This is a genomic window from Stutzerimonas stutzeri (assembly GCF_024448715.1).
Lineage (GTDB): Bacteria > Pseudomonadota > Gammaproteobacteria > Pseudomonadales > Pseudomonadaceae > Stutzerimonas > Stutzerimonas stutzeri_AR.
The window spans coordinates 13,024-25,279 of the sequence record NZ_JAMOHZ010000005.1 but is presented as its reverse complement, the minus strand read 5'-3'; the positions used below and the strand labels follow the sequence as shown (position 1 = coordinate 25,279).

9 protein-coding genes and 1 other RNA gene are annotated in these 12,256 nt (G+C 58.8%); 8 read left to right on the top strand and 2 right to left on the bottom strand.

The genetic code is table 11. The features are described 5' to 3' along the window. Positions 1-100 precede the first annotated feature (100 nt). From ffs to efp, 3 genes are all read left to right on the top strand, one after another. Positions 101-197, top strand: an RNA gene (gene ffs / locus NAV33_RS12030) — signal recognition particle sRNA small type. A 315-nt stretch (positions 198-512) separates the two neighbouring features. Continuing rightward, positions 513-1,652 carry an elongation factor P maturation arginine rhamnosyltransferase EarP gene (gene earP, locus NAV33_RS12025; RefSeq protein ID WP_255980300.1) on the top strand — a complete coding sequence of 380 codons (1,140 nt, stop codon included), beginning with the start codon at positions 513-515 and terminating at the stop codon, positions 1,650-1,652. 43 nt (positions 1,653-1,695) lie between these two features. After that, positions 1,696-2,262 (top strand): elongation factor P, encoded by a 567-nt coding sequence (efp, locus tag NAV33_RS12020; protein WP_255980298.1) that lies wholly within the window; start codon positions 1,696-1,698, stop codon positions 2,260-2,262. Positions 2,263-2,478: 216 nt separating this feature from the next. Here efp and NAV33_RS12015 read toward each other — a convergent pair whose 3' ends face one another. Then, positions 2,479-3,927: an SLC13 family permease gene (locus NAV33_RS12015; RefSeq protein WP_255980296.1), complete on the bottom strand. Its 1,449-nt coding sequence runs from the start codon at positions 3,925-3,927 to the stop codon at positions 2,479-2,481. 573 nt (positions 3,928-4,500) lie between these two features. Then, positions 4,501-5,850, bottom strand: coding sequence for a class II 3-deoxy-7-phosphoheptulonate synthase (locus tag NAV33_RS12010; RefSeq protein WP_255980294.1), 1,350 nt, complete (start codon positions 5,848-5,850; stop codon positions 4,501-4,503). 117 nt (positions 5,851-5,967) lie between these two features. Here NAV33_RS12010 and NAV33_RS12005 point away from each other — a divergent pair, with 117 nt between their 5' ends. The 5 genes from NAV33_RS12005 to NAV33_RS11985 all read left to right on the top strand — a co-directional run bounded on the left by NAV33_RS12005 (position 5,968) and on the right by NAV33_RS11985 (position 12,179). Beyond that, positions 5,968-6,717: a spermidine synthase gene (locus tag NAV33_RS12005; RefSeq protein WP_255980292.1), complete on the top strand. Its 750-nt coding sequence runs from the start codon at positions 5,968-5,970 to the stop codon at positions 6,715-6,717. Positions 6,718-7,097: 380 nt separating this feature from the next. Then, a complete protein-coding gene (locus NAV33_RS12000) occupies positions 7,098-8,759 on the top strand; it encodes a DEAD/DEAH box helicase (RefSeq protein WP_272887340.1) in 1,662 nt (553 codons plus the stop codon). A 435-nt stretch (positions 8,760-9,194) separates the two neighbouring features. After that, a complete protein-coding gene (gene ihfB / locus NAV33_RS11995) occupies positions 9,195-9,479 on the top strand; it encodes an integration host factor subunit beta (RefSeq protein ID WP_019340642.1) in 285 nt (94 codons plus the stop codon). A gap of 145 nt (positions 9,480-9,624) precedes the next feature. Further along, positions 9,625-10,719, top strand: a complete 1,095-nt coding sequence (locus NAV33_RS11990) for an LPS O-antigen chain length determinant protein WzzB (protein WP_255980290.1) — start codon at positions 9,625-9,627, stop codon at positions 10,717-10,719. Positions 10,720-10,817: 98 nt separating this feature from the next. Beyond that, positions 10,818-12,179 carry an MBL fold metallo-hydrolase gene (locus NAV33_RS11985; RefSeq protein WP_255980288.1) on the top strand — a complete coding sequence of 454 codons (1,362 nt, stop codon included), beginning with the start codon at positions 10,818-10,820 and terminating at the stop codon, positions 12,177-12,179. Positions 12,180-12,256: the final 77 nt, after the last annotated feature.

Here is a 12,256-nt window from a genome sequence, read left to right as displayed (position 1 = left end):
GAGTCAATGCGTTAGCGCTTGCATGGATTGGTTGTAAGTTGGGAATAAGCCGGTACAATGGCGCCGCTCGCCGCCAGGCGGGTTTTGTTATGGTGGGCCCTGCCGGTCCCCCCGCAACGATCAGCCGTGAACCCGGTCAGGCCCGGAAGGGAGCAGCCGAAGCGGTGACATTGTGTGCCGGGGTGTGGCTGGTAGGGTTCACCTCCATAACGACGATCTCCTTCCTCTTTCTTCATCCTTCGATGTGCAGCGACTCCTCTGCGAGCTCGAGCGAATCCGCACGCCTTTTTGATCCGCATAGCCGACGGCGATCGCAAATCTGCAGTGCACGAAAAGCATAAAGCTTGCCCCGAGGTCGGGCCTCCTACAAGAGCAGCGCGCACGTGGCCGAAAAACTGTAGGAGGCGTCCCCCGCGGCGATTGCAGGCCAGAGACATGCGTAATCTGTATTCTTTGCGAGGATTTCCTGCAGGCACGCAACAGCCTGAAGTCTTCATTCAAGGAGTGTTGGTTTGTCTGTCAAAGCGAGCTGGGACATTTTCTGCGTCGTTGTCGACAATTATGGCGACATCGGTGTGACTTGGCGCCTGGCGCGGCAACTGGTCGCCGAGCATGGTCAGCGTGTGCGTCTTTGGGTCGATGATCTGAATACCTTTGCGCGGCTCTGCCCAGGTACCAGCGCCACGGCCAGTCAACAATGGCATGAAGGCGTCGACGTGCGGCACTGGGCATCCGAGTGGCCGGGTGCCGAGCCAGCTGACGTGGTGATCGAGGCTTTCGCCTGCCAACTGCCCGCTGCCTATATAGAAGCGATGGCCGAAAGCGAGCGTCGTATCCTCTGGCTGAACCTGGAGTATCTGAGCGCCGAAGATTGGGTCGTGGGCTGCCATGCGCTGCCTTCGATGCAGCCGCATGGCTTGCAAAAGTACTTTTTCTTTCCAGGATTTGAACAAGGTACCGGAGGGCTGATTCGTGAGGGCGATTTGCTGGCTCGCCGGGAGGCATTCCAGAGCGATCCAGTGCTTCGCGCAGCATTTCTGCAAAGTTTCGACCTGACAGTGCAGTCCGGCGCTCGATTGATCTCGCTGTTCGCCTACGAAAATCCCGCCGTCGCAGAATGGCTCGGTGCATTGGCCGCCGATGCGCGCCCGTCGCAGTTGCTGGTGCCGGAGGGGCGAGTGCTGGGTGACGTGGCTCACTGGCTGGGGCTGGACCAATTGCGCGCCGGCGACCGTCATGCCCGTGGCGCGCTGCAAATCGCGGTGTTGCCGTTCATGACGCAAAACCAGTACGACATGCTCCTGTGGTGCTGCGATTTTAATGCGGTGCGAGGAGAGGAATCCTTCATTCGCGCGCAATGGGCCGGGCGTCCGCTGGTCTGGCACATCTACCCGCAGGAAGAAGACGCGCATTGGGACAAGCTCAACGCCTTCCTCGAACTTTATGTACGCGACCTGGCGCCAGCACCCACTGCCGCGCTGCGTGACTTCTGGCGCTCCTGGAACGATGGCGAGGGCAGCGGTGATGCCTGGTCCGCGATGCTCCAATACGAGGCCGAGCTGAACGCCCATGCTGAGCGCTGGACACACAGGCAGGTCGCTAACGGCGATCTGGCCGGAAAGCTGGTGTTTTTTTACACAGATTGGCTATGATACGCGGCCTGTTTTTTGTCTCTAATTCCATTCGGATATTCGTATGAAAACCGCACAAGAGTTCCGTGCTGGCCAAGTGGCCGTTATCAACGGCGCACCCTGGATTATCCAGAAAGCCGAATTCAACAAGTCCGGCCGCAACAGTGCCGTAGTCAAGATGAAACTGAAGAACCTGCTCAATGGTTCGGCTACCGAGACTGTCTACAAGGCTGACGACAAGCTGGAGCCGGTCATTCTCGAGCGCAAGGAAGTGACCTATTCCTACTTCGCTGACCCGCTGTACGTCTTCATGGACGAAGAGTTCAATCAATACGAAATCGAGAAAGACGACCTCGAAGGTGTGATGACCTTCATCGAAGACGGCATGACCGACGTTTGCGAAGCCGTGTTCTACAACGACAAGGTCATCTCGGTTGAATTGCCGACTTCCATCGTTCGCGAAATCGTTTACACCGAGCCGTCCGTACGTGGCGACACCTCCGGCAAGGTCATGAAGACCGCTCGCCTGAAGAACGGTGCAGAACTGCAGGTTTCTGCCTTTTGCGAAATCGGTGACTCGATCGAGATCGACACCCGCACCGGCGAGTACAAGTCCCGCGTCAAGGGTTGATTGCCGCTCGCAGAGATCGAAAAACCCGGCTAAATGCCGGGTTTTTTTCTGAATTCCGCTTACTGGCAGGCTCGGAGCGCATTGGCTGTTTCTCACTTCTGATCGCAGTCCTCGCGGATGCATGAGAAGCCCGGCCTTGCGCCGGGCTTCTTCGTTTCAGCATCGAAAGGATATCGCCTCACGATAAGCCACCCGAAGAATGCCAAATGAATTGGATCAGCTTGCCCAGAGCCAGCCGATCATTACGTAGCAGAGCAGCGTAATCAGCACGACACCGAAGATATTCAGGGCAAACCCTGCCTTGATCATCGATTGGATTCGCATCTCGCCGGTACCGAAAACGATGGCATTCGGCGGCGTGGCCACTGGCATCATGAATGCGCAGCTCGCGGCAAGGGCGGCGGGAATCGCCAGCATTTCCGGCGGTAGGCCCTGTGCCACGGCAAGCGCGCCCAGCAATGGCAAGAAAGCGGCTGCGGTCGCGGTATTGGATGTGATTTCGGTCAAGAAGGTGATCACCAGCGCCACCAGGCCAATCATCAGAATCAGCGGCAACATGCCGAAAACACCGAGGCTCTGTGCAATCCATTGCGCAAGTCCGGAGGCGCCAATAACGCCAGCCAGCGACAGACCACCGCCAAACAGCAAGAGCACGCCCCAGGGCAGCTTGTTGGCTGTTTCCCAGTCCATGAGGAAGGTCCGCTCGCGCAGATTGGCAGGAATCAGAAACAGGGCCAGCGCGGCGGCGATGGCGATGCTGGTGTCGTTCACGCCATCGACGTAGTTGGCTAGCAGTGGCTGGAAAATCCATGCCAGCGCAGCAAGCAGGAACACCGTGGCGACCAGTTTTTCCGGATGCGACATGGGGCCGAGATCGGCCAACTCCTTCTCCAGCATTGTCCGACTGTCACGGCCTGACAGATTGAAGCCGCCGCGCGTTAGCCACCACCAGGTAAAGATGAGCATGCCGAGACTCACCGGAACGCCCAGCAACATCCATTGGCCGAAGCCGATGTGCACGTCGTAGCTCTCGCGCAAGAAAGCGGCCAGCAATGCGTTGGGTGGCGTGCCGATTAGTGTGGCGATACCGCCGATGCTGGCGGCATAAGCAATACCGAGCAGCAGGGCAGTGGCGAAGCGTTCACGTTCATGTGCGCTGCTGCCTTCGACCAGCAGACCGATCACCGAGAGTCCGATGGGCAACATCATAATGCTGGTGGCGGTGTTGCTTACCCACATGCTGATGAACGCGGTGGCGATCATGAACCCAGCGATCTGACGGCTCGGCGCATTGCCGACTGCCAGCAACGTAGCCAGGGCGATGCGCTTGTGCAGGTTCCAGCGCTGCATGGCCAGCCCGAGCAGAAAACCGCCAAGGAATAGGAAGATCGTCGCGTTGGCATAAGGCGCTGTAGCTGCTTCCAGAGTATCGATACCCAGTACGGGAACCAGCAGGATCGGCAGTAGTGAGGTTGCCGGAATCGGGATGGCTTCGGTGGACCACCAGACAGCCATCAGCGCCGCCATGCCGACGGTCAGCCAAGCGGTCTCCGAGAGCTCAGCCGGCGGGTCGGTGAGGATGCACAGCAACAAGAGCAGTGGGCCGAGAAAAAGGCCGACGGAGGCCGCCAGGGCCGCTCCTTTATTCTCTGATGAATCGGTCATGAAAGATTTCCTCTGTTCGATGACCCGGCTGCGAGAGGGCGTAGGAGATCCGGGTCAAATGCGGCGCGAATTCTAACAGATTAATTAGCTGGCAAATTAATAGCTGGCTATGCATGTTCGGTTGGCCGCTTGGCGACGATCGCAGCGATATCGATGCGGCATAAGGTGTTAGACAGAACTGCGTGTTGCAGTGCCGGCCTCTCGTCGTGCCGCGCAGGCAGGCGCGCGGGGCGGACCCCGGTGGGCTGAAGCCCACCCTACAAAATCGAAGCTGTCTGGCCGGGCGCGGGGCGTACAGACCACGCTGGCTATACCTATTTGCAGAGTGAGGTTTGTTGCGGTTCTGCGTCTGTGTCGGATCCTATCGACCGACGAGTAGGGAGGGCCGGGCGCCGCTTCAGATGCGTAGGGTGGGCTTCAGCCCACCTTTTTCTAATCCCGGCCGGTGGGCCGGGCGGCGTTCCGCTTCAGCCCACCTTTTCTAAACCCCGGTGGGCTGAAGCCTACCCTACGAAGTCGCAGCTCTGCGGCCGGGCGCAGGGGAGGCTAGCGATGCCGGTTAGAGCTGTCTTGTTAGCTCGGCCGCACCTGCTTCAGGGTCTCGGCGATCATGAACGCCATTTCCAGTGACTGATCGGCGTTTAGCCGCGGGTCGCAATGCGTGTGGTAGCGGTCGGAGAGCCCGTCCTCAGTGATCGGGCGCGAACCGCCGATGCATTCGGTGACGTTCTGCCCAGTCATTTCGATATGAATGCCACCTGGATAGCTGCCTTCGGCACGATGCACATCGAAGAACTGGCGCACCTCCGCCAATACCCTTGCGAAATCGCGTGTTTTGTATCCGCTAAAGGCCTTCATGGTGTTGCCGTGCATCGGGTCGGAGCTCCACAGCACCTGACGGCCTTCGGCCTGCACGGTCTGGATCAGTCGCGGCAAGCCTGCTTCGACCTTGTCCGCACCCATGCGCACGATCAGGTTCAAACGGCCCGGGTCATTGTCCGGGTTGAGGATGTCGATCAGGCGGATCAACTCGTCGCTGTCCATGCTCGGTCCGACCTTGACGCCAATCGGATTGCCCACGCCTCGCAGGAATTCAACATGCGCGCCGTCCAACTGCCGCGTGCGGTCACCGATCCACAGCATGTGCGCGGAGCAGTCGTACCAGCCGCCGCTGAGGCTGTCCTGACGCACGAACGCCTGCTCGTAATTGAGCAACAGGGCTTCGTGAGCGGTAAAGAAGTTGGTCTCGCGCAATTGCGGCGCGTTGTCCATCCCGCAGGCGCGCATAAACCTCAGCGCTTGGTCAATCCGTTCACTCAGTTGGTGATACTTCTCGGCCATCTGCGAATTGGCGATGAAATCCAGGTTCCACTGGTGCACCTGATGCAGATCGGCGAAACCGCCCTGGGCGAAGGCGCGCAACAGGTTCAGGCTGGACGTGGATTGGTGATAAGCCTGGAGCAGACGGTCCGGGTCCGGTACGCGGCTTTTCTCGTCGAAATCGATGCCGTTGACGATATCACCGCGGTAGGCGGGCAGGGTGACGCCATCGATGGTCTCGTTGCCGGATGAGCGCGGCTTGGCGAATTGCCCGGCCATGCGCCCGACCTTGATCACCGGGCAGCCCGCGGCGAAGGTCATGACTACAGCCATCTGTAGCAACACCTTGAAGGTGTCGCGGATCTTCGGTGCGGAAAACTCGGCGAAGCTTTCCGCGCAGTCCCCGCCCTGCAAAAGGAAGGCGCGCCCCTGGGTCACTTCTGCGAACTGTCGGCGCAACTCCCGTGCCTCGCCGGCAAACACCAGCGGAGGCAAGCTCGCGAGAGTGCTTTCGACGCGCTTGAGATGCTCGACGTCAGGGTACTCGGGCTGCTGCTGAATGGATTTGTTTCTCCAGCTAGTAGGACTCCAGGCCTGGCTCATCGAAGTTGCTTCCGTCTACGAAAAAGTGCGCAGATTTTACCTGATGCACTGCGTCGCCGCTGATAGTCGTCATTAATCGGGCTGTTAAGATGCGCCGACCGGTTTGGAGTGCGCGCAATGGACAAGCAGGAAGTGTTGCTGGCCGAAGTAAACGATGCCTTTGGCCTGATCCGTGTGCTGGAAGTGGGTGATTACCGGTTTCTCGAATTCGGCGCGGCGGTCGAGCAAAGCTGCGTATTCACGCGCGATCCAAGCTGGCTGGAGTATGACTACACCCGCGCCATGCTGATGGGCGGGCTGCTTAATCCGGCGCCGGAGACCGCGCTCTTTCTCGGCCTGGGCGCCGGCACGCTGACCCAGGCGTGCCTCGAATTTCTGCCGCTGGAAGACGTCGAGGCCATTGAGTTGCGCCCAGATGTGCCGGAGTTGGCGATGCGTTATTTGGGCCTGCAGAACGATCCGCGGCTCTACATTCGTGTTGGCGACGCGGTGGAACTGCTCGACTCGGCCGAAACCGCCGATCTGATATTCGTCGATCTCTACACCGATGTGGGCCCGGCCGCGGCGCATCTGGCATGGCGCTTTCTCGAGCGCTGTCAGCAGAAGCTGAACCCAGACGGTTGGCTGATCATCAATCAGTGGGGCACTGACGAAGACAAACCGCTCGGTGCCGCCCTGCTGCGCGGCTTGTTCCACCGTCATTATTGGGAGTGCCCGGTGAAGGAGGGCAATGTCGTCCTGTTCGTTCCCGCCGATCTGGAACAGATGCTCGATATAGCCGCCTTGCGCGAGCGCGCCGCGACCCTGGCACCGCGTCTTGGTTATTCACTGGATTCACTAATCGATGCGCTACGACCAGCCAGTTAAAGATAGGGTATTGCAGCCTCACGCCGCCCGGCTCACCCTACGGCCTTTGCACCAACCCCAACACTTAACGCAGCCATAGCAAAGCAAAACGCAGTCTCCCGCCGAGTCGCCACAAACTTAACCCGCAAGACAAAATGCGCGCACAGCTTCACAGAATTCCGGTATAGTACGCGCCGGCTGAAACTCAGCTTGCGTTCAGGTACTGCAATACACGAAGCGCTGCTTCGGCTGCTGTCCGCTTTCGCGGCTGTCCTTGACGATTCATCATTCATTACGTTTTCGCAAACCCCGCCGACCAGGCTGCCAGGGTGACCTTCGGGTTTTGCATGGCATGCGCAGCTTCGGAACATGGGTCTTTGCGGAGCATCAGGAAAAGACCCATGACCCAGGAAATCGGCGGCTTTGCCGCACTCGGTATTCATCCATCCGTACTCGCTGCTGTCATCGCAGTGGGCTACGAAGAGCCGTCGGCGATCCAGAGCCAGGCTATCCCGGTAATTCTCGGCGGCCACGACATGATCGGCCAGGCCCAGACCGGCACCGGCAAGACCGCAGCTTTCGCGCTGCCCATTCTGTCCAAGATCGACCCAGCCAAGCGTGAGCCGCAGGCACTGATCCTTGCGCCGACTCGCGAGCTGGCTCTCCAGGTCGCCACCGCATTCGAAACCTATTCCAAGCAGATGCCCGGCGTCGGCGTTGTCGCCGTCTACGGTGGTGCCCCGATGGGTCCGCAGCTCAAGGCCATCCGCCAGGGCGCTCAGATCATCGTCGCGACCCCCGGCCGTCTGGTCGACCACCTGAGCCGCAACGGCACGCTGCTGTCGACCATTCAGTTCCTTGTGCTCGACGAAGCCGACGAAATGCTCAAACTGGGCTTTATGGACGACCTCGAAGTCATCTTCGAAGCCATGCCGGAAAGCCGCCAGAGCGTGCTGTTCTCCGCGACCTTGCCGCATTCCATCCGTGCCATCGCCGAGAAACACCTGCGCGAGCCGCAACACATCAAGGTCGCCACCAAGACCCAGACGGTTGCCCGCATCGAGCAGGCGCACCTGATGGTCCATGCCGACCAGAAGATCGGTGCCGTGTTACGCCTGCTGGAAGTCGAAGACTTCGACGCACTGATCGCCTTCGTGCGTACCAAGCAGGCCACACTGGATCTGGCTGCTGCGCTGGAAGCCAAGGGCTACAAAGCCGCTGCGCTGAACGGCGATATCGCCCAGAACCAGCGCGAGCGCGTCATCGAGTCGCTCAAGGATGGTCGTCTGGACATCGTCGTCGCCACCGACGTCGCCGCCCGCGGTCTCGACGTAGCGCGCATCACCCACGTGTTCAACGTGGACATGCCCTACGATCCGGAATCCTACGTGCACCGCATCGGTCGTACCGGTCGTGCTGGCCGGGAAGGTCGCGCACTGCTGCTGGTTACTCCGCGTGAGCGCCGTATGCTGCAGGTCATCGAGCGCGTCACTAACCAAAAGGTTGCCGAAGCTCGTCTGCCCAACGCCCAACAGGTACTGGACGCACGCATCAAGAAGCTTACCAACAGCCTGTCGCCGCTGGTGGCTGACGCCGAAGCCAGCCATGGCGAGCTGCTCGACAAGTTGATTGCCGATATCGGCTGCAGCCCGCGTGCTTTGGCCGCTGCGCTGCTACGCAAAGCTACCAATGGCCAGTCGTTGACTCTGGCAGAAGTGGAAAAAGAGCAGCCATTGGTCCCGAGCAGTGGTCCGCGTGAGCGCTCCGATCGTCCCGAGCGCAGCGGTGACCGCGAGCGTCGTGCTCCAATCCCGTTGGCAGAAGGCCGCGCCCGCTGCCGCACTCCGTTGGGCGCTCGCGATGGCATCGCCGCGCGTAACCTGCTCGGTGCCATCCTCAACGAAGGCGGCCTGGTCCGCGAAGCCATCGGTCGCATCCAGGTACGCGATAGCTTCAGCCTGGTCGAATTGCCGGAAGATGGCCTCGATCATCTGCTCGGCAAGCTCAAGGACACCCGCGTCGGCGGCAAGCAGCTCAAGCTGCGTCGTTATCGCGAGGATTGATGCTTTAACCGCAGTGGTGCGATGAGGCAAAGCCTCGTCAGCTATAGAACGGGTGGACTTCGGTCCACCCTTTTTGTATCTGCTATCTGCCAGAACGGTAGGGTGGATCACGCTTCACCGATCCACCAAGCAAGTCGACGCCGCCGCTGCGGCTTATGGTGGATGAAAAAAGCGTCATCCACCCTACGGTAGTTGCCTGCTTATGCGGTTGGTTGGGCCACGCAAATGAAACCCATCGTCCTCGGAGCCGTACGCACCGCTGACGGAACGGTAGGGGAATCGCTCTTCACCGATCCACCAGCCCAAAGCAAAAGGTCCGGACCTGCACTAATCCAAAAACCTGACCCAAACGTTCAGGCTGTTCAAACTCTGAACAACATGCTACAAACGACCGCAACCCAAATGATCTAGCCGCTTGAAAACGAAGGGAAAACAATGACCAAGTCGGAGTTGATCGAGCGTATCGTCACCCAACAGGGGCTGCTTTCGTCCAAGGATGTGGAGCTGGCAATCAAAACCATGCTCGAGCAAATGGCCCAGGCATTAGCGACCGGAGACCGCATAGAGATCCGCGGCTTCGGCAGCTTCTCCCTTCACTACCGCGCGCCCCGCGTCGGCCGTAATCCCAAGACCGGCCAATCCGTCCCGCTCGATGGCAAATTCGTTCCGCATTTCAAGCCGGGAAAAGAGCTGCGTGATCGGGTGAACGAGGACGAATAAGACACTCTACGGTTCACAGTTCGACGTTCAGGCAGCTTGAGCCTGAATTCTCCTTTTGTCGGATAGGCATGAGATTTGTATTTGGCTTTGAGTCCCGTCCATGGCAGGATTCCGCCTTTTTTAGGCGCATCCCCTGGAGAGATTCATGCAGGACAAGGACACCCATCCAAATTCATGCCGGGACGATGAAATCGATCTGGTGGAACTGTTCAAGGGACTCTGGAAACAGAAGCTAATCATAATAGGGGTAACCATCGCCGTAACTGCATGCGCGGCTGCGTATGCATATTTAGCGAGACCCGTATATGAAGCCCATGCGACTGTTTTGCCGCCACTTCTTTCGAATATTACCGCCTATAACGCTGGGCGAAACGTGCCGGCCTACAGAACAGATCGAGATGACTCAACTGAGGGGTTGCTGAAGACCTTCTCGACTGACGATGTCTACGCCGTTTTTAAACGCAATTTGACTTCAGTGTCGTTGCGTCGCGCTTTTTTCAGAGATGTATATCTCCCATCCCTGCCGCCGGATGACCAATCTGCGGCAGATGATCGCCTTTGGGCGAAGTTCAACGATCTGCTTTCTATCAAAGCGCCAGATAAGCAGCAGCCGAATATGTTTGAAGTGAAAGTCGAGCATCACGATCCAGAACAAGCGGCTGCGTGGGTCAACGACCTTGTCAGCCGCGCTTCGGCTGCGGCGAAGAGCGATATGCAACGCAACGTCATGAGCGAGATAGACACCCGGATCCGCTCAACCGAACGCCGCATTGCGTCCTTGCGCAGCACCGCATCCCAACGCCGCCAAGATCGTATAGCTGTGCTTCAAGAGGCGCTAGTGGTTGCCAAGGCAGTCGGAATGATCACGCCTCAAGTGACTGCGGGCCATACGTCTTCGAGCGATGAGCTGGCAGCGTTTATCGATGGGAGCTTGACCTATATGCGCGGTGCCAAGGCCATCGAAGCTGAACTTGAAGTTTTGGAAGCGCGCAAATCTGATGATCCGTTCATTCCAGAGCTACGCAGCCTGCAGGAAGAGTTGTCCTTCCTGAATACCATCGAGATCGACCCCAGCGCCGTCGCCGTGTTCACGCTAGACAGTGCTGCCCAGCAACCACAAACCCCGATCAAGCCCAAGAAGATGATGATTGTTGCGCTTGGATTGGTACTAGGCGGGATGCTTGGCGTATTTGTCGCGTTGATACGACTCATGGTTGGCCGAAACGCAAGTCAGGCGTAAGCAAGCTCGTCGCATTCCGTTGCGGTGTTGCTGAGCGGGGGGCGTCGAGTGCTCCAGGGTGGAGCGTTTACTAAGTGCTATTAGTTAAAGGAATAACCATGAACTATCCGCAAATAGAACATCACGGCGCCAAGGACGGCGTAACCGGCTCCTGCCACCAACTGCGCATGAACGCGGCTAATAGTCTGCTGATCGACTGCGGCCTGTTCCAGGGCAACGACGCATCGATCCCAGGTGAGCTGGGCGCGGATCGCCTCGCCATTGAATTCCCGCTGGATACGATAAAAGCGCTGGTCGCCACCCATGTGCATATCGATCACGTTGGGCGCATTTCCTACCTGCTTGCGGCAGGCTTCGATGGCCCCATCCTGTGCAGCGAGCCATCCGCGAAACTTCTGCCGATCGTGCTGGAAGATGCCTTCAAACTTGGTTTCAGCCGTGACGAGACAAAGATCGAGAGCAAGCGTGTAGTCTTCTCCGGGGACCTCGGTGCGCCGCACGCGCCGTTCCTGATGCCGCCCGAATCACCGGAGCGCGCCGACATTCTGGTGCTGGAAAGCACCTACGGCGATCGCCTCCATGAAGATCGGCAAAACCGCCGAAAGCGACTCGAAGCCGTCATTGAGCAAGCACTCGAAGACCAAGGCACGGTCCTTATCCCCGTATTCAGCATCGGCCGCACCCAAGAGCTGCTCTACGAACTTGAAGAGATCATCCAATCGGCCCGCCCCAACACCGTACAACCCCCTCTCTTTTTCGGGGAGAGGGCTACCTCCGATCATCTCCCTCTCCCCTCTGGGAAGAAGGCCGGGGTGAGGGGCAAGGCAGACAACATCAATGCGGAACCAGACCCCGAAACAAACTGGCCCGAACTCCCCATCATTCTCGACTCACCTTTGGCCAGCCGCTTCACCGAGGCCTACCGAAGCCTCAAGCCGTTCTGGAACCAAGAGGCCCGCGACCGCATCCAATCCGGGCGCCGCCCGCTGGCCTTCAAACAACTGATCACGATAGACAGCCACAGCGACCATCAACGCATCGTCAACCATCTGGCCCAGACCGCACGCCCAACTATCGTTATAGCCGGTGGCGGCATGTGTAGTGGTGGTCGCATCGTCAATTACCTCAAAGCTATGCTGGGCGATAAAAGGCACAACGTCTTGTTTGTCGGTTACCAGGCCAAGGGCACTCCAGGGCATGCCATCCAAACCTATGGCCCGAAGGGCGGCTATGTAGATTTGGATGGCGAACGCATCGACATCCGCGCCGGCATCACCAGTATCGGCGGCTATTCGGCGCATGCGGATCAGAAAGGGTTGGTAGAGTTTGTGACTGGAATGCAGGAGTGGCCGACAGAGATACGGGTAGTGCATGGGGAGGCGGGAGCGAAGAGGGTTTTGGCTTCTGCTCTACGGCAGGAATATGCCGTTACCGGCAGGCAATTGACCGTGCGTTCCTGAACAGCATGCTTACTCTAGTACGGAGACCGTATTTAATGCTTGCACTCAGCGGCTTCAGTAGCCACACGTATTGTTTC

What these genes read in the sequence shown, in the direction of transcription:
- efp (WP_255980298.1), top strand. Translation starts at nt 1,696, where the DNA reads ATGAAAACCGCACAAGAGTTCCGTGCTGGCCAAGTGGCCGTTATCAAC.
- NAV33_RS12015 (WP_255980296.1), bottom strand. Translation starts at nt 3,927, where the DNA reads ATGACCGATTCATCAGAGAATAAAGGAGCGGCCCTGGCGGCCTCCGTC.
- NAV33_RS12010 (WP_255980294.1), bottom strand. Translation starts at nt 5,850, where the DNA reads ATGAGCCAGGCCTGGAGTCCTACTAGCTGGAGAAACAAATCCATTCAG.
- NAV33_RS12005 (WP_255980292.1), top strand. Translation starts at nt 5,968, where the DNA reads ATGGACAAGCAGGAAGTGTTGCTGGCCGAAGTAAACGATGCCTTTGGC.
- NAV33_RS12000 (WP_272887340.1), top strand. Translation starts at nt 7,098, where the DNA reads ATGACCCAGGAAATCGGCGGCTTTGCCGCACTCGGTATTCATCCATCC.
- ihfB (WP_019340642.1), top strand. Translation starts at nt 9,195, where the DNA reads ATGACCAAGTCGGAGTTGATCGAGCGTATCGTCACCCAACAGGGGCTG.
- NAV33_RS11990 (WP_255980290.1), top strand. Translation starts at nt 9,625, where the DNA reads ATGCAGGACAAGGACACCCATCCAAATTCATGCCGGGACGATGAAATC.
- NAV33_RS11985 (WP_255980288.1), top strand. Translation starts at nt 10,818, where the DNA reads ATGAACTATCCGCAAATAGAACATCACGGCGCCAAGGACGGCGTAACC.